This window comes from Streptomyces sp. NPDC048191, from assembly GCF_040652655.1.
GTDB lineage: Bacteria > Actinomycetota > Actinomycetes > Streptomycetales > Streptomycetaceae > Streptomyces.
In genome coordinates this window covers 26,254-46,207 of record NZ_JBEZMO010000046.1, presented here as the reverse complement: position 1 = coordinate 46,207, position 19,954 = coordinate 26,254, and the positions used below count along the sequence as shown (strand labels likewise).

General features: G+C 73.4%; 15 protein-coding genes and 1 pseudogene. 7 read left to right on the top strand and 9 right to left on the bottom strand.

What is annotated here, in order from left to right:
- Window positions 1-197: 197 nt before the first annotated feature.
- The gene (locus AB0D93_RS39050; RefSeq protein ID WP_362130663.1) at window positions 198-2,750 is read right to left on the bottom strand and encodes a GTP-binding protein; all 2,553 of its coding nucleotides are present in this window, start codon (window positions 2,748-2,750) and stop codon (window positions 198-200) included.
- A 191-nt stretch (window positions 2,751-2,941) separates the two neighbouring features.
- Between AB0D93_RS39050 and AB0D93_RS39045 the strand changes: the two are divergent.
- Window positions 2,942-3,202, top strand: a pseudogene (locus tag AB0D93_RS39045) (VWA domain-containing protein); the annotation flags it as partial.
- Entirely contained in the window at window positions 3,195-4,298 is a 1,104-nt protein-coding gene (locus tag AB0D93_RS39040; protein ID WP_362130660.1) for an XdhC family protein, read from the top strand. The pseudogene AB0D93_RS39045 and the gene AB0D93_RS39040, both read left to right, overlap by 8 nt.
- Before the next feature lie 359 nt (window positions 4,299-4,657).
- Here AB0D93_RS39040 and AB0D93_RS39035 read toward each other — a convergent pair whose 3' ends face one another.
- The 4 genes from AB0D93_RS39035 to AB0D93_RS39020 all read right to left on the bottom strand — a co-directional run bounded on the left by AB0D93_RS39035 (window position 4,658) and on the right by AB0D93_RS39020 (window position 10,982).
- Window positions 4,658-6,082, bottom strand: coding sequence for an MFS transporter (locus tag AB0D93_RS39035; RefSeq protein WP_362130658.1), 1,425 nt, complete (start codon window positions 6,080-6,082; stop codon window positions 4,658-4,660).
- 48 nt (window positions 6,083-6,130) lie between these two features.
- Window positions 6,131-6,631 carry a metallophosphoesterase gene (locus tag AB0D93_RS39030; protein ID WP_362130656.1) on the bottom strand — a complete coding sequence of 167 codons (501 nt, stop codon included), beginning with the start codon at window positions 6,629-6,631 and terminating at the stop codon, window positions 6,131-6,133.
- Between the two features lie 9 nt (window positions 6,632-6,640).
- Window positions 6,641-7,651 carry an SDR family oxidoreductase gene (locus AB0D93_RS39025; RefSeq protein ID WP_362130653.1) on the bottom strand — a complete coding sequence of 337 codons (1,011 nt, stop codon included), beginning with the start codon at window positions 7,649-7,651 and terminating at the stop codon, window positions 6,641-6,643.
- A 295-nt stretch (window positions 7,652-7,946) separates the two neighbouring features.
- Window positions 7,947-10,982, bottom strand: coding sequence for an FAD-linked oxidase C-terminal domain-containing protein (locus tag AB0D93_RS39020; RefSeq protein ID WP_362130650.1), 3,036 nt, complete (start codon window positions 10,980-10,982; stop codon window positions 7,947-7,949).
- Window positions 10,983-11,108: 126 nt separating this feature from the next.
- Here AB0D93_RS39020 and AB0D93_RS39015 point away from each other — a divergent pair, with 126 nt between their 5' ends.
- From AB0D93_RS39015 to rfbC, 5 genes are all read left to right on the top strand, one after another.
- Window positions 11,109-11,546 (top strand): MarR family transcriptional regulator, encoded by a 438-nt coding sequence (locus tag AB0D93_RS39015; protein WP_362130647.1) that lies wholly within the window; start codon window positions 11,109-11,111, stop codon window positions 11,544-11,546.
- Entirely contained in the window at window positions 11,543-12,952 is a 1,410-nt protein-coding gene (locus AB0D93_RS39010; protein WP_362130644.1) for an MFS transporter, read from the top strand. The genes AB0D93_RS39015 and AB0D93_RS39010 overlap by 4 nt, the downstream gene beginning before the upstream one ends.
- Window positions 12,953-12,959: 7 nt before the next feature.
- Window positions 12,960-13,544 carry a hydrolase gene (locus AB0D93_RS39005; protein ID WP_362130641.1) on the top strand — a complete coding sequence of 195 codons (585 nt, stop codon included), beginning with the start codon at window positions 12,960-12,962 and terminating at the stop codon, window positions 13,542-13,544.
- Window positions 13,545-13,668: 124 nt separating this feature from the next.
- Entirely contained in the window at window positions 13,669-15,621 is a 1,953-nt protein-coding gene (locus tag AB0D93_RS39000; protein ID WP_362130638.1) for a glycosyltransferase family A protein, read from the top strand.
- 4 nt (window positions 15,622-15,625) lie between these two features.
- Window positions 15,626-16,234: a dTDP-4-dehydrorhamnose 3,5-epimerase gene (gene rfbC, locus AB0D93_RS38995; RefSeq protein ID WP_362130635.1), complete on the top strand. Its 609-nt coding sequence runs from the start codon at window positions 15,626-15,628 to the stop codon at window positions 16,232-16,234.
- On the opposite strand, the gene AB0D93_RS38990 is transcribed toward rfbC, so the two are convergent.
- From AB0D93_RS38990 to AB0D93_RS38975, 4 genes are read right to left on the bottom strand one after another with little or no spacing between them, the layout of a single operon-like run.
- A complete protein-coding gene (locus tag AB0D93_RS38990; protein ID WP_362130632.1) occupies window positions 16,224-17,027 on the bottom strand; it encodes a class I SAM-dependent methyltransferase in 804 nt (267 codons plus the stop codon). The two genes, rfbC and AB0D93_RS38990, sit on opposite strands and share 11 nt — an antisense overlap.
- A complete protein-coding gene (rfbD, locus tag AB0D93_RS38985) occupies window positions 17,028-17,891 on the bottom strand; it encodes a dTDP-4-dehydrorhamnose reductase (RefSeq protein WP_362130629.1) in 864 nt (287 codons plus the stop codon).
- A complete protein-coding gene (gene rfbB / locus AB0D93_RS38980; RefSeq protein WP_362130625.1) occupies window positions 17,888-18,859 on the bottom strand; it encodes a dTDP-glucose 4,6-dehydratase in 972 nt (323 codons plus the stop codon). The genes rfbD and rfbB overlap by 4 nt, the downstream gene beginning before the upstream one ends.
- A complete protein-coding gene (locus tag AB0D93_RS38975; RefSeq protein ID WP_362130622.1) occupies window positions 18,856-19,923 on the bottom strand; it encodes a glucose-1-phosphate thymidylyltransferase in 1,068 nt (355 codons plus the stop codon). Before AB0D93_RS38975 ends, rfbB begins: the two co-directional genes overlap by 4 nt.
- Window positions 19,924-19,954 lie beyond the last annotated feature (31 nt).

The following is a 19,954-nucleotide window of genomic DNA, read 5'->3' as shown; positions in this document are numbered from 1 at the left end:
GCCCCCCCCGGGGGGGGGCGGGGGGGGGGGGGGGGGGGGGGGGGGGGGGGGGGGGGCCGCCCCGCCGCCGCCAGGAATCCACTGAGGACGACCGGAACAACCAGCAGACGCACCCGGAAATTCGGCATGTCCACCACAGTCCGACGCTCCCCGGACAGCGTCAATACCTTCTGACTCCTGAGTAAGTTGACTATCAGTCAGCCAGGTGCCCGATCGCCCACCCGGCGTGTCACGTTGAGCAGGTACTCCTTCCGGTTCAGCGGGTTGTGGTCGGTGCGCGGCCGCTCCGGGACCGTGCCGCGGGTGACCGGGGCGTAGTGGTCGAACGCCGTCTCCAGCTCCCCCTCGCCTCGGGTGAGCCCGGGCAGCCGCTGCTCGAGCTCGTGCACCCGCGCGGCCGGCACCGTGCCCTCCAGCACACAGGCCGCGCCGAGCGCGCCGGTGGTCTCCGGTACGGCGCCCAGCCGGGCCAGCACCGGAAGCAGACCGCCGAGCGTGTCGGCCGGGGCCTCGAGCCGGAAGCGGTGCATGGGCTCCTGCACCCGGGTCCCGGCCCGGCGCAGCGCCTCGGTCAGGACCAGCGGGGTCAGGCCCCGGAAGTCGTACCCGGTGCTCGACATGCTCTTGTCGAAGCCCTGGTGGGCGTGGCTCTGCCGGGGCGAGTAGCCGGAGTGGGTCATGGTGACCGTGCAGTCGGGGATGCGCCAGCCGTGCAGCCCCTGCCCGAGCGTCTCGCGGACGGTGTCCTCGACGGCCTTGAAGAAGGCGTACGGCATCGAGCCCAGCTCCACCTCCAGCCGGAACGCCACGCCCGCGCCGGGCGGGGCGGGCTCGACCCGCAGGCCGACCGTGGCCAGGAAGGGATTGGCGTCCTTCTTGTTGAATTCCACGGCGTGACCGATGCCGACGGGCCGTTCGACGCACAGGGTCGTCGTCTCGCGGAAGGTGACGTCCAGGCCGTACTCCTCGGCGAGGGTCGCCTGGATCACCTCCTTCTGGACCTCGCCGTAGAGGGACACGGAGGTCTCCCCGCGCAGTTCGTCATGGCGGACGTCGATGAGCGGGTCCTGTTCGGCGAGCTGGGTGAGCGCGAGGTGCAGGGAGCGCCGGCCGGCGCCGGGACCGGGCACGACGACGGTCTCCAGGGTGGGCGGCGCGAAGTGGTAGGCGTGGGCCGCCCGCGGCCGGCCGAGCACGTCGCCGATCCGGATGCCACCGAGTCCCCACACCTTCACGATCCGCCCCGCACCGGCACTGTCGCGCCTCACGTCCGTGCCGCACTCGAACACACTGATCCCGGTGACCCGCGCCTCGGCCCACCGCCGCTCCCCCGACCCGCCCGGCGACCGCCGGTCGAGCCCCCGCCCGTTCCCACGTCCACCTGCGTCCACCCCCAGCTCACATTCCGCGGCATCCCGACCCTCCGCCCGTCCATCGGCGTCCCGCCCCACCGCAGCGCCGTCGGCAACCCGGTCGCGCACCCGCCCATCGACAGCCCCGGCCTCCGCTCGGCCGTCCGCGGCGTGTGTCTCCACGTGACGGGCGGCGGCCCGTTCCTGCACCGAGCCGCCGCGGGTCCGGCCCCTCCCCTGACCCTCGCAGGTCCGGCCACTCCCCCCGCCCTCGCAGGTCCGGCCGCTCCCCCGGCCGTCGGCGGTCCGCTTCGCCATCCGGCCACCGGAGATCCGCTCCCCAAGGGGATCTGCGAAGGCCCGCTCCCCCACCGGATCACCCGTGCCCCACTCCCCAAAGGGACCTCCGGAGGCCCACTCCCCCACCCGACCACCGGTGCCCCACTCCCCCTCCCGACCAGCGGGGACCCCCTCCCCCGCTCGGCCACCGGCCGCCCGCTCCCCCACCCCGCCACCGTCCTCAGCTCGCTCTCCTCCCCCGGCTCCGAACGGGATCCGGTCGCGGATGCGGAGGGTGCCGGAGAAGAGGCGGGCGTAGGCCACCTTTTCCCCCGCCGGGCCGCGTTCGACCTTGAAGACCGTGGCCGACAGGGGACCCGCCGGGTCGCCGGTGGCGGTGGGCAGCAGGCGCTCGATGCCGGCGATCAGCTCGGGCACGCCCGCTCCGGTGATGGCGGAGCCGAAGTACACCGGATGGACCAGCGTGCGCCGGGTCTGGGCGGCGAGGGCGGTGTGCAGGCGGGTGTCGGTCACCCCACCGTCGAGGTAGGCGGCGAGCAGATCGTCGTCGTGGTCGGCGAGCACGTCCAGCGCGGCCGGTCCGAGGCGGGCGGCGAAACGGGCCGTGGGCGTACCCGGTTCGGCCGGCTCCCCCATGGGGACGAGCGGTACGGACAGCTTGCGAGCCATCTGGGCGAGCACGGCGGCGCCGTCCGCACCACGTCGGTCGATCTTGTTCACGAAGATCAGCGTGGGAATCCCCAGCCGCCGCAGGGTGCGCATCAGCACACGTGTCTGCGCCTGGACACCCTCCACGGCCGAGACGACCAGGACCGCGCCGTCGAGCACGCCGAGCACCCGCTCGACCTCGGCGATGAAGTCCGGGTGTCCTGGGGTGTCGATGAGATTGACGGTGACCCCGTCGAGCGGGAACGACACGACGGCGGACTTGATGGTGATGCCGCGCCGGCGCTCCAGCGCGAGGGTGTCGGTGGTGGTGCTGCCGGCGTCGACGCTGCCGATCTCGTCGATCACACCGGCGGTGTGCAGCAGCCGTTCGGTCAGGCTGGTCTTACCGGCGTCGACATGGGCGAGAATTCCGAGATTGAGCAGATGCACTGAGCGTGATGTCCTTCGGCACGGGGTGGGTTCCTTCCTGGATGGACATGCACGCAGCGCGCATCGCTGGTCCTCTCTGTGTGACAACGGGTACCGCGCAGTGCAGCAGACCCGGCACCGAGCGGCAATGGATTAACGCTCAATAAAAGCCTTCCGCAGCACTCGCCGTGACCAGAGCGCGGTCGTAGGGTGACGGCTGGGAGCGCGGCGATTCCGCGCTGCTCGGGCAGCAGATGCGCCGCCTGCACGCCCTTGCCCACCAGGTGGTCTGGGCGAACCCCCGCAAGGCGCGGCCCGGTTACGCGCCGCCGGCGGCCGGGATGGCGGCGGCGCTGCCCAGTGTGGACGCCTTCGTCGAAGGCCACAGCCTGGCGGCGCTGGAGCGGCTCGCGGCCGTGGTGCGCGGCGCGGAGGCCCACGGGGCACGGGTGAGAGGAGCGGATCGTGCGTGAGGTTCTGCCGGCGCTGGCCCGCTGGCACGCGGCCGGGATCCCGTTCGGTCTGGCCACGGTCGTCGCGGTCAGCCGCAGCGCCCCGCGCGGCCCCGGCGCCGCGATGGCGGTGGGCCCGGACGACGAGGTCGTGGGAAGTGTGTCCGGGGGCTGTGTGGAGGGGGCGGTGTTCGAGCTCGCGCAGGAGGTCGTGGCGAGCGGCGAGGCCCGCCTGGAGACCTTCGGCTACAGCGACGAGGACGCCTTCGCGGTCGGGCTCACCTGCGGCGGTGAGATCACCGTGCTGGTACGGCCGGTGTCGCCCGCGTCGGACCCGGCGCTCGGCGCGGTCGCCGCGTCGGTCGCCGCGGGCGAGCCGGTGACCGTGGCCACGGTGGTGGACGGACCGGCGCCGCGCGGCGCCACGCTCGCCGTCTGGCCGGACCGCGCGGACGGCACGCTCGGGGCGAGCGGCCTCGACGTGGCCGTCACCGCCGACGCGCGCGGCGAACTCGCGCTCGGCGCCTCGCTGCTCAGGCACTACGGACCGCGCGGCGAACGCCGCGAGGACGACGTCACCGTGTTCCTCCAGTCGTTCGCGCCGCCGCCGCGCATGCTGGTCTTCGGTGCGATCGACTACGCGGCCGCGGTGGCCCGCATCGGCGACTTCCTCGGCTACCGGGTCACCGTGTGCGACGCCCGCCCGGTCTTCGCCACACCGAAGCGCTTCCCGGCGGGCGTCGAGGTCGTGGTCGACTGGCCGCACCGCTATCTCGCGGGCACCGAGACCGACGACCGCACGGTGCTCTGCGTCCTCACCCACGACCCGAAGTTCGACGTACCGCTGCTGCGTGAGGCCCTGCGCCGGCCGGCCGCCTACATCGGGGCGATGGGCAGCCGGCGTACCCACGAGGAGCGGCGCGAACGGCTCGCCGGCACCGGTCTGAGCGAGGCCGAACTGTCCCGGCTGCGCTCACCGCTCGGCCTCGACCTCGGGGCCCGTACCCCCGAGGAGGTCGCCGTCTCCGTCGCCGCCGAGATCGTGGCCCTGCGCTGGGGCGGCAGCGGCGCGCCCCTGACCACCACCGCCGGAGCCATTCACCCGAGCGCGGTCTGACGCCTCCGGAAGGAGCACCCGATGGAGCCACACCACGAGTTCACGGTCCCCGTCCCGGTCGACGACGCCTGGCCGGCCCTTCTCGACAGCGAACGGGTCGCGTCCTGCCTGCCGGGCGCGGTGGTGGAGGACTACGACGGGACGGCCGGTCGCCGGGCGGGCGGTGGCCCTGGCGGCCGCTGTTGCCGTGCTGGCATGGGCCGCGGCCCGGCTGCGACGGCGCCTGCGAGGACGGCGCACCCCTCGGCGCCGGTGACGCGCGACGCCCCAGCGGCGCGGGAAGGAGGCGACCGTCCAGCGGCCGAGCCGCGCCGGTCCCGGCGGACGCGTGAGTGATCCGGCCCGGAGCGCCCCGTCCCTCACCACCGCCCCGCCCGCAGCGCACCCGGCAACAACGCGAAGGCCAGTACGGCGGCGACCGCGTACAGACAGGCCGAGGCGACGGCCACCGCGTGGAAGCCCGGGAGGAAACGGGCCGGGTCCGAGGCCGCGCCGGCCACCGCGCCCGCCACCGCGATCCCGATCGCACCGCCCGTCTGCCGGGCGGTGTTGTTGACGGCCGAGGCGAGCCCGGCACGCTCGCCCGGCACGGCCGAGATCGCCGCGGCGACGACGGCCGGGGTGACCAGTCCGAGCCCGACGCCCCACAGCAGGAACGCCACGAGCAGCACCGGATAGCCCGCGTGCGGTGTGGCACGCGGCAGCAGCGCGAGTCCGGCCGCGGCGACCAGGAAGCCCGCGCCGGCCGGGAGGCGGGAGCCGATCCGGCTCGTGATGCGGCCGCCGAGCGGCGCGAGCACGGCGAGCGGCGCGAACAGCGGGACGAGCATGAGCCCGGCGAGGAGCACGGAGTGGTGCTGCACCGACTGCAGGAACAGCGTCAGCACGAACAGCGTGCCCAGGGTGCACAGGTTCATGATCCCGGCGGCCGTGTTGGCGGCGCCGAAGGCCGACCGGCGCAGCAGCGCGAGGGGCAGCATCGCGTCGTCGCCGCGCCGTGACTCGACCACGCCCAGCGCCACCAGGGCGGCGACGGCGATCACCGCGGCCGTCAGGACCTCGGGCGCGGCCGCGCCGAGGCGGCCGCCCTCGATGAAGGCGAAGGTGACGGCGAGCAGCGCCAGGGCGCCGAGCAGCATGCCGGGCAGATCCAGCCGTCGGGCCTGTTCCTCCCGGCTCTCCTGCACGACGGCAGCCGACCAGATCAGCGCCGGCACCACGATCGGCACGTTGACCAGGAAGATCGCGCGCCAGCCGAGCCACTCGGTGAGCAGGCCGCCGAGCAACGGCCCCGCGGGCAGGGCCAGGCTGCCGACGCCGGCCCACACGCCGATCGCGCGGGCCCGCTCGGCCTCGTCCGGGAAGACCCGGCCGATGATGGCGAGCGTGCCCGGCAGCAGCAGCGCGGCACCGACGCCCTGGACCACGCGGGCGGCGACGAGCACGGGCACGCCGGGGGCCAGCCCACAGGCCAGGGATCCCGCGCCGAACACGGCGAACCCGGTCAGGACGACGCGCCGGTGGCCGTACAGGTCCCCGGCGGTGCCGCTGGTGAGCATGAGCGCGGCGAGCGCAAGCGCGTAGCCGTCGACGACCCACTGCAGTCCGCCCACGTCCGCGCCGAGTCCCGAGCCGATCCGCGGCAGGGCGACGTTGACGATCGTCACGTCGAGCAGCACCAGGAAGTATCCGGCGCACATGACGAGGAGCACGGTGTGCGGGGAAGCGGCGCGCGAGGCGGGCCGCACCGCGCGCCGCAGCAGTGTCGCCGGTGTGTGAGGCATGCCCCACGGGTACCACCCAGCACCGACGACGATGCCGCTCCGGGTCCGTTACCGCTGCGGCAGCCGGTGCAGGGTGACGTCGGTGAGTGTTCCGTCGGTCAGGGTCGCGGTGAGGTAGGTGCAGTGCGGCTGGCGGCGCCGGTCGGTCGGCGAGCCGGGGTTGAGCAGGCGCAGGCCGGTCGCGGCGGTGGTGTCCCAGGGGATGTGGCTGTGGCCGAAGACCAGGACGTCGAGGTCGGGGAAGCGGGCGGCGCAGCGGGCCTCGCGGCCCTGGGCGGGACCGGTCTCGTGGACCACGCCGAAGCGCAGGCCGTCCAGTTCGGCGTACGCCACCTCGGGGAGCCGGGCCCGCAGCTCCGGTCCGTCGTTGTTGCCGTGGACCGCGACGAGCCGGCGGCTGCGGCTCTCCAGCAGGTCGAGGGTGGCGGTGTCGACCCAGTCCCCCGCGTGGAAGACGACGTCCGCGTGCGGGAGTTCGGCCAGCAGCGGCTCGGGGAGCCGCTTGGCGCGCTTGGGCAGATGGGTGTCGGACATGAGCAGGAGGCGCACGCCGTCAGCCTAGGCGGCGGGCGAGGCCAGCCGGCGCAGGCCGCGTACGGCGCAGAGCAGCGCGGCGCTCGTGCCGACGGCGGTGACGGCGGGGTGCCGTGCCAGCGTCTGCTGCCAGGAGCGGGCGTGCGCGCTGTCGTCGAAGGCGCCGTGGGCGCCCTGGTCCTCGGTGGGGTCCTGGTCCACGGGTGCGAAGAGGTTGTCCAGGCCGGCGGGCGGGACGCGGTCGGTCTGCTGGGAGTCGAAGCCGGTGCGGGCGAGGTAGCGGTCGAGCAGGGCCGGGGCGATCCGGTTGGCCCAGATGGTGGCCACCGTGCTGGCGCCGACCAGGTACTGCTTGCGGCGCGGGTGGTCGGCCGCGTGCACCACGCCCCGGGCGGCGACCTCCGGCTGGTAGATCGGCGGCACCGGCATCGGGTGCCGGGACAGCCGGGAGCGGACCCATTCGAACTGGGGGGTGTTGACCGCGGGCATCTGGACGACGGTGACATGGACGTGGCTGCCGCGGTGCAGCAGTTCCGTGCGCAGCGAGGAGGTGAAGCCGTTGATGGCGTGCTTGGCGCCGCAGTACGCCGACTGCAGCGGGATCGACCGTTCCCCGAGCGCCGAGCCGACCTGCACGACGGTGCCCCGGTCCCGGGGCAGCATGCGCTTCAGGGCCGAGCGGGTGCCGTTGACGAAGCCGAGGTAGGTGACGTCGGTGATCCGCCGGAACTCCTCGGGGGTGATCTCGTCGAAGGGCGCGAACACGCTGGCGAAGCCGCAGTTGACCCATACGTCGAGCGGGCCGAACTCCTTTTCCGCGGCCTCGGCGACGGCCTCCACCTGGGCCTGGTCCGCCATGTCGGCCGCCTGGACGAGGGGGCGTCCGCCGAGGGCCGCGACCTCGTCCGCCGCCGCCTGGAGGCCGCCCTCGCCGCGCGCGACCAGGACGACGTTCGCGCCGCGCCCGCCGTACAGACGGGCGGTGGCGCGTCCGATCCCGGCACTGGCGCCGGTGATGACGACGGTCGTGGGCATGGTCATCTCCTTTCCCCCAGGGGGACTTCACTCCGCCCGGTACGGTGCGGCCGGTTCCGCCACGGGACTCGGCCCGGGCCCGGGCGTGCCGTCGGCGCCCGGCGTGCTGGTCGTTGGTGCGGGGCACGTCGTGGGCCGGCCGCTGACGGTGGCGGCCGGGGCGCAGGTGGCCGAGGCCGGTGGTGGTGCCGGGGCGTGCGGCGGCCGGGACGACGGTGGTCCTGTCCCGGGCGAGGGCGTCGGTGGGGACGGTGTAGGCGTCGTCGACGGTCGGGCGGTCGGTCACGTCGCCTCCTCAGGCCCGGCGCCGCGCCCCGAGCACCGCACCGCCGGCGGCCAGGGCGGTGACGGTCGCCGTCGTCGCCCAGCGGACCGTGCGCGAGGGCTCGGGCGGGCGGTCGGCCAGGCGTTCCGGGTGGTCGCTCGGCAGGTTGCCGTCGAGGGCGAGGGCCAGTACCTCGGCGAGGTGCAGGGCACGGCGGCCGGTGCCGCCCTGCTCGATCTGGGTACGGCAGCTGAATCCGTCGGCGAGGACCAGGCTGTCGGGTGCGGCCCCGCGTACGGCGGGCAGGACACCCTGTTCGGCGACGGCCACGGAGACCTCGTGGTGGCCGCGTTCGAAGCCGAAGTTGCCGGCGAGTCCGCAGCAGCCCTCGTCCAGGACCTCGGCGTCCAGGTGGGCGCGGCGCATCAGCTCGCGGTCGGCGTCGAACTTCATGACGGCGTGCTGGTGGCAGTGGGTCTGTACGGTGGCCTGCCGGGCGAGCTGCGGTGGCTGCCAGCCGTCGGGGGCGTGGTGGACGAGTTGTTCGGCGAAGGTGCGGACCTGGCCGGCCAGCCGCTGCACGTCCTGGTCGGCGGGCATGAGCTCGGGGGCGTCGGCGCGGAAGACGGCCGTGCAGGACGGTTCCAGGCCGATGACGGGGGTGCCGGCCTCCAGGTAGGGGCGCAGCACTCCGAGGGTGCGGGTCAACACCCGTTTCGCGACGGTGAGTTGGCCGGTGGAGATCCAGGTCAGGCCGCAGCACACCGGCTCGGTGGGCACGGCGACCCGGAAGCCCGCGTCCTCGAGGACCCGTACGGCGGACTTCGCGATCGCGGGATGGAAGTAGGTGCTGAAGGTGTCGGGCCACAGCACCACGGTGCGCGGGTCGGCCGGGTCCGGCTGCTCCCAGTTGTGGGCCTGCCACCACTGCAGGAAGGACTCCTGGGCGAACACGGGTGCCGAGCGTGCCCCGTCGATCCCGGCCAGCCGCTTGCCCAGGGTGGCCAGGCCGGGCGCGTGCAGCGCGGAGTTGAGCAGGAAGGGGGCGATCCGCGACAGCCGCGCCCACAGCGGGAGGTAGCCCATGGAGTAGTGGGCGGCGGGACGCGGCCGGCCCTCGTAGTGGTGGGCGAGGAACTCGGCCTTGAGGGTGGCCATGTCGACGCCCGTCGGGCAGTCGGACTTGCAGCCCTTGCAGGCCAGGCACAGGTCGAGCGCGTCGCGTACGGCGGTGGAGCGCCAGCCGTCCTGGATCGCGGAGTCGGCGTGGCCGTTCAGCATCTCGAAGAGCAGCCGGGCCCGGCCGCGGGTGGAGTGCTCCTCCTCCAGGGTGGCCCGGTAGGAGGGGCACATCACCCCACCGGAGTGGCTGCGGCAGTTGCCGATGCCGACGCAGCGCATCACCGCGCGGTTGAAGGAGTGCTCGTCCTCGGGGAAGTCGAAGTGGGTGGAGGGGGTGGCCGGCCGCCAGCCGGGACCGAGCCGCAGCTGTCCGTCGACGGGGTTGGGGCGGACGATCTTTCCGGGGTTCATCCGGTCGCGGGGGTCGAAGAGGGCCTTCAGCTCGCCGAAGGCGGTCACCAGCCGCTCGCCGAACATCCGGGTGAGCAGTTCGCCGCGGGACTGGCCGTCGCCGTGCTCGCCGGACAGCGAGCCGCCGTAGGAGGCCACGAGGTCGGCGGCGCGCTCCACGAAACGGCGGAAGTCCGCCACGCCGTCGGCGGTGCGCAGGCCGAAGGGGATGCGGGTGTGGACGCAGCCCTGCCCGAAGTGGCCGTACAGGGACGGGTGGTCGTAGTCGAACTCCTCGAAGAGTCCCTTCAGGTCGCGCAGGTAGTCGCCGAGCCGCTCGGGCGGGACGGCGGAGTCCTCCCAGCCCTCCCAGGTCTCCCGGTCGTCCGGCGGGCGTGCGGTGACCCCGAGTCCGGCCTCGCGGGCCCTGAGCATCTTCTGCTCGCGCTCGGGCTGGTCGGAGAAGGCGACCCGCCCGTCCTTCTCGTCCCGGTCGATGGCGCGCAGCAGGGCGTGGGCCTGCTCGTCGACGTCCTCCTGGCTGTCGCCGCTGTACTGCACCATCAGCCAGCTGTCGCCCTCCGGCAGCACGGCGAGCGAGTCGAGATAGGCGCCCTCCTCGCGCATCAGCTGTGCCATCCGGCCGTCCAGCGCCTCCAGTTGGGTGGGCGAGCAGTGCTCCAGCAGGCGGGACACGTCGTCGGCGGCGGCGCAGATGTCGTCGTAGCCGAGGACCAGCAGCGACTGGTACGGCGGCACCGGGACGAGGTCGAGTTCGGCGCGCAGGACGGTGACCAGGGTGCCCTCGCTGCCGACGAGTGCCTTGGCCACGTCGAAGCCGTTCTCGGGCAGCAAGGAGTCGAGGTTGTAGCCGGAGACGCGGCGCGGAATCTTGGGGTAGCCGCGGCGGATGTCGGCGAGGTATTCGCCGGCGATGCGGTCGAGGCCGCCGTAGAGCTCGGCGAGCCGGCCGCCGGCGGCGGCGATCCGGGCGCGCTCGTCGGGCGGCGTGGGGCCGACCCAGGCGCGCTGTCCGTCATAGGTGAGGATCTCCAGGCCCCGGACGTTGTCGACGGTCTTGCCGTACGCCTGCGCGGAGGAGCCGCAGGAGTTGTTGCCGATCATGCCGCCGAGCGCACAGTGGCTGTGGGTGGACGGCTTCGGCCCGAACTGCAGCTGGTGCGAGGCGAGTTGACGGTTGAGTTCGTCGAGGACGATCCCGGGCTCCACCACGCAGGTGCGCCGCTCGGGGTCGACGGAGATCAGCCGGGTGCAGTACTTGCTCCAGTCGACCACCACGGCGGTGTTGGTGGACTGTCCGGCCAGGCTGGTGCCGCCGCCCCGGGAGAGGACGGGGGCGTCGAAGCGTGCGCACACCGACAGCGCCCGGGCACCCGCCTCCACCGTGCGGGGGACGACGACGCCCAGGGGGACCTGCCGGTAGTTCGAACCGTCCGTGGCGTACGCACCGCGGCTGCCGGCGTCGAAGCGGACCTCGGCGTCCACCTCGGCGCGGAGAGCGGTCTCCAGCCCGGACATGTCCGGAGGGGTCATCTGCGCTCCTCGGGTTCACCCACGTGCTGCCCTGTTCGAGGACGGGCGAGTACCCGGCAATTCGCCAGGCAAAACTGAACAGCCTGGACTGGACAGTTTGCCCCTGCCGGTCCTAGGGTGGGAGCCATGGCCGACATCTCCGACTCCGCCGCCCGCGCCGCACGCGATCTGCGCGTGGTGTTCAGCCGGCTGCGGCGCCGTATCCGCGAGGTAGCGCAGGACACCGACCTCAGCCCCTCGCAGGAGTCGGCGCTCACCCTGGTCGGCAAGCACGGCGCCGCCACGGCCAGCGCGCTCGCCGCCGCCGAGGGCGTACGGCCGCAGTCGATGGCGACCACGCTGGCCGCACTGGACCAGCACGGGCTGATCCGGCGCGCCCCCGACCCGGACGACGGCCGCCGCCAGCTGGTCACCCTGACCGACGCCGGGCGGGCCCGCGTCGAGGGCAACCGGCAGATCCGCGAGGAGTGGCTGGCCCGCGCCTTCCAGGACCGCTACACGGAGGAGGAGCGGCAGACGGTGCTGGCGGCACTGGAGCTGATGGAACGGCTCTCGCGGTCGTGATACCGAGGCTCAGCGCACGTACCGGGCAGGCCGCCCGCCCCTCCCCCACCGGATTCGACCGCCGGCTGATCCCGCCGATGCTGTTCGGCTCGGTCCTCAATCCGGTCAACTCCTCGATGATCGCCGTGGCCCTGGTGCCGATCGGCGTCGCCTTCGGGGCCCCGCCCGCCGAGACCGCCTGGCTGGTCTCGGCGCTCTATCTGGCCACGGCCGTCGGACAGCCCGTCATCGGCCGCCTGGTGGACATGTACGGCCCGCGCCGGCTCTACCTCGCCGGTACGGCGCTCGTCGGCGTCGCCGGTGTGCTCGGCGCGCTCGCTCCCTCGCTGGGGGCGCTGATCGCGGCGCGGGTGCTGCTGGGCTTCGGGACCTCGGCGGCGTACCCGGCGGCCATGCGGCTGACCCGCAGCGAGGCCGAACGCACCGGGCAGGACAGCCCGGCCGGGGTGCTGACCGCGCTGGCCGTCGCCAACCAGACGGTGGCCGTCGTCGGCCCCGCGCTCGGTGGCCTGCTGATCGGCCTGGGCGGCTGGCGTGCCGTGTTCACCGTCAACGTGCCGCTCTCGGCGGCCTGCCTGGTGCTCGGCACGCTACGGCTGCCCCGCTCCCGGCCGGCCCGGCGGCGGGGCGTGGACCTGCCCGGCATGGCGCTGTTCGCGCTGCTCCTGCTCTCGCTGATGCTGTTCCTGATGGACCCGCGGACAGGGCACTGGTACCTGCCGGTGCTGTCGGCCGCCGCCGCGGCGGGTTTCGCGGCGCGCGAGCTGCGCGTGCGGGACCCGTTCGTCGACCTGCGCGTCCTCGGCGGCAACGGCCCGCTGCTCACCACCTATCTGCGTCAGCTGCTCGCCTACACCACCTCGTACGCCTTCATGTACGGCTACACGCAGTGGCTGGAGCAGGGGCGCGGGCTGACCGCCTCCACCGCCGGGCTGACGCTGCTGCCGCTGTCGGTGTCCGCGCTGATCGTGTCCACGCTCACCGGGCGCCGGGAGGCGGTGCGGGCCAAGCTGCTCGCCGGCTCGGCACTCCAGGTGGCGGGCTGTGCCCTGCTGCTCTTGGTGCGCGCCGACAGCCCGCTGTGGCTGCTGCTCGCGGTCGGCGCGGTCCTCGGCGTCCCGTCGGGCCTGATCGGCCTGGCCACGCAGAACGCCCTGTACCGGCAGGCCGACCCGGAGCGGATCGCCTCCGCGGCCGGACTGCTGAGGACCTTCATGTACCTCGGCGCGCTGGGCGCGTCCGCCGCGACCGCGGCGTTCTACCCGCACCGCGCCGACACGGCCGGGCTGCACGGCCTGGCCCTGTTCATGCTCGCCGGCTCCGCCCTGTTGCTGGCGACGACACTGCCGGACCGCTCCCTCGGCCGGCTCGTCCCCGCACCGACCACCACCCCTGGAAAGGCCTGACCGACTCATGTCGCTCACCACGCTCGACCCCCGTACCGCCCTCGTCGTGATCGACCTGCAGAACGGCATCGTCGGCATGCCGGTGCAGCCGCACGCGGCCTCGGACGTCGTGGCCCGCACGGCCGAACTGGCCGAGGCGTTCCGGTCCCGGAACCTGCCCGTGGTCCTGGTCCGCGTCTCCTTCGCCGCCGACGGCGCCGACGCCGTCCCGGGCCGCACCGAGCGCGGGCCGCGCGGCCTCGCCTTCCCGGAGGGCTGGGACCTCGTCGTCGACGAACTGTCCGGCCACGCCGGCGACATCCACGTCACCAAGCACAACTGGAGCGCCCTGTACGGCACCGGCCTGGACGCCCAGCTGCGCCGCCGCGGCATCACCCAGATCGTGCTGACCGGCATCGCCACCAGCATCGGCGTGGAGTCCACCGCCCGGGACGCCTACGCCCACGGTTACCACGTCACCCTCGCCACCGACGCGATGTCCGACGCCGACGCCGGGGCGCACGCGAACAGCGTCGAGCGGATCTTCCCGCGGCTCGGCGAGAGCGGCACGACGGCCGAGATCCTGGAACTGCTCGCCAAGACCCACGCCTGACCGGCCGGCCCGGCCCCTTGCGCGGGGTCCCCGTACCCCCTGCGCAAGGGGCCGGGTTAGCATTCGGCCACGCCCACCGTGCCACCGAGGCAACGGCAAGCGAACAAAGGGGGCTTGGAGCCGGATGCCGGTCAAGGTCAGCGTCATCGTCCCCGTGTACAACCCGGGGCCGTACATCGAGGACTGCATCGCCTCGCTGCTGCGCCAGTCGCTGCCTCCCGACGCCTACGAAGTGATCTTCGTGGACGACGGCTCCACCGACGCCACCCCGGCCCGCCTGGACGCGCTCGCCGCCGAGCACCCGCACATACGCGTCATCCACCAGGAGAACTCCGGCTGGTCCGGCAAGCCCCGCAACGTCGGTGTCGAGGCCTCCCGCGGCGAGTTCGTGATGTTCGTCGACAACGACGACCGGCTCGGCGACGAGGCCCTGGAGCGGATGTACGACTACGGGGTCGCGAACAAGGCCGACGTGATCGTCGGCAAGATGGCCGGAAAGGGCCGCCCGGTGCCGGTGGAGCTGTTCCGCCGCAACCACCCGCACGCCACGGTGGACAACGCGCCGCTCATCGACAGCCTGACCCCGCACAAGATGTTCCGGCGCTCCTTCCTGGACCGCACCGGACTGCGCTTCCCCGAGGGCCGGCGGCGCCTGGAGGACCACGTCTTCGTCACCGAGGCGTATCTGCGCGCGGACAACGTCTCGGTGCTCAGCGACTACGTCTGCTACTACCACCTCAAACGTGACGACGCCTCCAACGCCGGCTTCCAGCGCTTCGACCCGGTCGGCTACTTCGCCAACCTGCGCGAGGCCCTCGACGTGGTCGAGCGTCACACCGAGCCGGGCCCCCTGCGCGACAGGCTGCTGCGCCGCTGGCTGCGGGTGGAGATGGTCGAGCGGATGAGCGGGCGCCGGCTGCTGGCGATGCCCGAGGACCACCGGCGCGAGCTGCTGCGGGAGATGCACAAGGTCGTCGTCGAGCGCTTCGGCCCCGAAGTCGCCCCCGGACTGCGTCCGGCCCAGCGGATCGTGGCCGCGCTGATCCGCGAGGACCGCTACGACGACCTGGTCGCCCACGCCGAGTGGGAGGCCGGGGTGCGGCCGAGCGCCGTCCCGGCCGAAGTCGCCTGGCGGGACGGCACCCTGCGCCTCGGCCTCAGTGCCGAGTACACCACCGCCGCAGGCCCGCTGACCGTTCCGCCGGACGCCACGCGGCCCCCGGCGGACGGCGCGCCCCGCGACCGCGCCGAGGCCGCGGCCTGGCTGGCCGCGGCCGCCGACGCCGGCTTCGCTTCCGCCACCGTCGACCTGATCGTGCGGGACCGGGAGAGCGCGGCCTCCTTCTTCCAGCCGGTGCGCGTCACCAGCCGCGACCGGGTCGCGGCCGAGGACGGCGGCACCCGGCTGGTGCTCAACGCCACGGCCACGGTCGACCCCCTCCGGGCGGCGGGCGGCGACCCGCTCCACGGCGGACTGTGGGACCTGTACGTGCGGGTCGGCCTGGGCGGCTGGACCAAGGAGTGCCGGCTGGGCCCCGCCCCCGTGGCGGGTCTCGCGCTGCCGCCGGCGGGGATCGTCGCGGACCGGGTCGTCCTGCCGTACTGGACCAAGCAGCACCGCAATCTGTCCCTGGACGTGGACCGCGCCGTGCAGGGCCTCGGTCTGCACCGGCTCACCCCGGCGGACGCGGCGGTCTCCGACGCCGAGGCACTGACCGTCGCCCTGCCCCTGTATGTGCCCGACACCACGGCCGCCACGGTCCGCCTGGTCGGCGCCCGGGGGCGGACGCTCGACCGGCCGGCCGTGCTCACGCCCGCCGACGGCGTCCACGCGCTGCTGGAGACCGGCCTGCCGCTGCGCGAGCTGCGCAGCGCCCTGTGGCGCACGGAGCTGCGGCTGGCCGGCGGACGGGTCCTGAGGCTGCCGCTGCTGCTGCGGGTGGGCCGTACGCACGGTGCCGTCGAGGTGGTCCGCCGGCCGGCGCCCGGACGCCTGCGCCGGCTGGTGCGCGGGGCACGGCGCCTGCTCGGCGGGATACGGGGAACACGGACGGCCACGACGACACGGAAGGCATGACGGCGTGCGGCAACTGGTGATTGGGGACGCCTGGGTGCTCGAGCCCCACGCGTTCCCGGACGACCGGGGCAGCTTCCACGAGTGGTACCGGGGCGCGGAGTTCCGCGAGGCCACCGGTTACGACCTCGACCTCGCCCAGGCGAACTGCTCGGTGTCCCGGCGGGGCGTGCTGCGCGGCATCCACTTCGCCGACGTCCCGCCCGGTCAGGCCAAGTACGTCACCTGTGTGCGCGGGGCCGTCCTCGACGTGGTCGTGGACATCCGCGTCGGTTCCCCCACCTATGCCCAGTGGGAGGCCGTGCGGCTGGACGACGAGAGGCGGCGCGCGGTGTTCGTCGCCGAGGGTCTCGGGCACGCCTTCATGGCGCTCACCGACGACGCCACGGTGGTCTATCTGTGCTCGGCCGGGTACACGCCGCGGCACGAGCACGGGGTGCATCCGCTCGACCCGGACCTGGGCATCGCCTGGCCCGAGGGCATCGAGCCGGTGCTGTCGGACAAGGACGCCAAGTCGCCCACGCTGGCCGAGGCGGAGCGGTCCGGGCTGCTGCCCACGTACGCGGACTGCTCCGCCCACTACCGGCGGCTGCGCTCGGGCGGCCTCAGCGACTGACGGCGTAGGGGGCCAGCGCCCGGCGCAGCGGCTCCCAGCCACGGGAACGTTTCGTGCCCCGGTTGCGGGCCGCGACCAGCGGCTTCCAGAAGCCGGCGGCGAGGAACTCCTCCGGTGCGACGGCCGTGGTGCGCCCCAGGACGGACTCGGGGACCTTTTGCGGGTCGGGGACCTCGAACTCGGCGACGATGTCGTCGTACTTGTCCTCCAGGACCGTGTTCGCCGGGTCGGCGCCGAAGACCAGCAGCTGGCCGGTGGGCGCGGTGTCGACCAGGACGGTCACCAGGTCGGGACGGTGGCGGCCCAGGATCTCGACCAGCTTGTAGACGTCCCCGGTCCAGGCGTTGGTGTGCCGGTCGCGGGCGGCCTCGTCGACGTTGCGCGGGAGCATGTCGTCGAAGACGATCACGCCGGCCCAGTCGGAGTGCTTCTCGATGTTGATGAAGTCGCGCAGCGCGTACTCGAACAGGTGCATGCCGTCGATGAACGACAGGTCCAGGGTGGTGCGCTTCCAGTAGCCGAACGGGCTGCGGTTGCGGGCGAGGTTGCGCAGCGGATGCCGGCCGCCGCGCAGGTGCGCGAGGGGGTTGTCACGGGCGAAGAAGTCGTCGCTGGTCGCCTTCGCCAGGTGCACGTCGCAGCGTATCTCCGTGACCACCTTGAACGCGGGGTCGATCGCGATGCTGGGCACCCGGGACAGCGTCAGACTGCGGCCGTCGTTGACGCCGATCTCCAGGTAGTTGCGGTTCGCGCTGACCTTGTGGAGTTCCCGCAGGAACTCGTGCCGTTTCACTTAAGACGTCTCCTTGCGGATGCGGGGCAGTGCTTCGTGCAGGGCGGACCGCCAGTCCCTGAGCGGTGCGAGACCGGCGGCCCGCCACCGTTGGTGGCCGAGCACGCTGTACGCGGGCCGGGGCGCGGGCCGGACGAAGGCCCGGCTGTCGGTGCGGCGCACCCGGTCGGGGTCGGCGCCGGCCAGCCGGAACACCTCGCGCGCCAGCTCGTACCAGCTGGCCTCGCCGGAGCTGGTGGCGTGGAAGACGCCGAGCGCGTCCACGGCGCCCAGGTCGGCGATCCGGGCGGCCACGTCCGCGCTCCAGGTGGGCTGCCCGCGCTGGTCGTCCACGACGTCGACGGTGTCGCGGTCGGCCTCCAGCCGCAGCATCGTGCGGACGAAGTTCCCGCCGTGGACGCCGTACAGCCAGGCGGTGCGCAACACCACGGAGGCACCGGGGAGTTCGGCGAGCACGGCGCGTTCCCCGGCGAGCTTGGTGCGGCCGTAGGCGGTGCGCGGGTCCGGTTCCTCGTCCTCCGCGTGGGGGACGTCGCGGGCCTCACCGGTGAAGACGTAGTCGGTGGAGACGTGTATCAGGCGGGCGCCGTGTGCGGCGCAGGCGCGGGCCAGCAGCCGGGGGCCCTCGCCGTTGACGAGCAGCGCGCGGTCCTCGTCGGTCTCGGCGGCGTCGACGGCCGTGTAGGCGGCGCAGTTGACGACCACGTCCGGCCGGTACCCGGCCACCGCCCGGCGTACCGAGGCCGGTTCGGTGATGTCGAGGGCGGCGCGGGTCAGGCCGGTGACGTCCTCTCCGCGTGCCCGCAGTTCGTGCACGGTGTCGTGGCCGAGCATGCCGCCCGCGCCGGTGACCAGCCACCTCATCGCGCGCTCCGCTGCTTCAGCGGCTCCCACCAGTCGCGGTGGTCGCGGTACCAGGCGACGGTCTCGGCGAGCCCGGCCGTGAAGTCGCGGCGCGGGTGGTAGCCGAGTTCGTCGCGGGCCTTGCTCCAGTCGACCGAGTAGCGCAGGTCGTGGCCCTTGCGGTCGGTGACGTACTCCACCCGGTCCCAGCCGGCGCCGCACGCGTCGAGGAGCAGGCCGGTCAGCTCCCTGTTGCTCAACTCGGTGCCGCCGCCGATGTTGTAGACCTCACCGGGCCGGCCCTGGGTGCGCACGAGGTCGATGCCGTGGCAGTGGTCGTCGACGTGCAGCCAGTCGCGGACGTTGCGTCCGTCGCCGTAGAGCGGGACCTTCAGTCCGTCGAGGAGATTGGTGACGAAGAGCGGGATCACCTTCTCGGGGAACTGGTGCGGACCGTAGTTGTTGGAGCAGCGGGTGACCCGGACGTCCAGGCCGTGGGTGCGGTGGTACGCCAGCGCCAGCAGGTCGGAGGAGGCCTTGGAGGCGGAGTACGGCGAGTTGGGGGCGAGCGGGTGCTCCTCCGGCCAGGAGCCGGTGTCGATGGAGCCGTAGACCTCGTCGGTGGAGACGTGCACGAACGGGCCGGTGCCGTGTTCGAGGGCCGCGTCCAGCAGGGTCTGGGTACCGAGCACGTTGGTGCGGACGAACTCCCCCGCACCCGCGATCGACCGGTCGACGTGCGACTCGGCGGCGAAGTGCACGACCTGGTCGGCATCCGCCATCAGCTTGTCCACCAGGGCGGCGTCGCAGATGTCGCCGTGCACGAAGTCGAGCCGGGGATGGCCGGAGGGGAGGTTGGTGAGCGTGCCGGCGTAGGTGAGCCTGTCCAGCACGGTGACGCGGGGAGCGCCGGGCGGGTCACCGGCGAGGAGCATCCGGACGTAACGGGAGCCGATGAACCCGGCGGCGCCGGTGACGAGGAGGTTCATGAACGGATCTGCACCTTGCTGTGGTCTCCGAGGACGAGTCGGTGGGCACTGGGTACTCCGGCCGCCGGGGTGACCTCGGCGTGCCGGCCGATCAGCGAGGACTCGATCCGGCCGACCCCGGCGATGGAGGAGTCCCGCAGCACGATGGAGAACTCCAGTTCGCTGTCGGTGATCCGGCAGTTCTCCGCGACGGAGGTGTAGGGGCCGACGTAGGAGTCGCCGACGACGGTCCCGGCGCCGATGACGACCGGGCCGACGATCCGGGAGTTGGTGATCCTCGCCCCCTCCTCGATCACCACCCGGCCCACGGTCTCGGAGGCGTCGTCCACCTCGCCGTCGATGCGCCGCTCCAGCCGTTCCAGCACGGTCCGGTTGACCTCGAGCATGTCCTCGACGTTCCCGGTGTCCTTCCAGTAGCCGCCGATGACGGTGGACCGCACGTCGGCGCGGGCGTCGATGAGGTGCTGGATGGCATGGGTGATCTCCAACTCGCCGCGCCAGGACGGCTTCACGGCGCGTACGGCCTCGTGGACGGCCGGGGTGAAGAGGTAGACGCCGACCAGGGCGAGGTCGCTCCTGGGGTGCTCCGGCTTCTCCTCCAGGGCGACCACCTGACCAGACGCGTCGAGTTCGGCGACGCCGAAGGCGCGCGGATCGGGGACGTGCGTGAGCAGGATCTGGGCGTCGGGCCGCCGCTCGCGGAACTCCTCGACCAGGGAGCGGATCCCGCCGACGACGAAGTTGTCCCCCAGGTACATCACGAAGTCGTCGTCGCCGAGGAAGTCACGCGCGACGAGGACGGCGTGCGCGAGCCCGAGGGGGCGTTCCTGGGGGATGTAGGTGACGTCCAGCCCGAACTTCGAGCCGTCGCCGACGGCTTCCTCGATCTCCGCCGCGGTGTCCCCGACGACGATCCCGACCTCGGTGATCCCGGCCTCGGCGAGGGATTCGAGTCCGTAGAACAACACGGGCTTGTTGGCCACCGGTACCAGCTGTTTCGCCGAGGTGTGCGTGATCGGTCGCAGTCGGGTACCGGAGCCGCCGGAGAGCACCAGAGCCTTCATCCGCCCCACCCTAACGGCGATCGTCCGGATC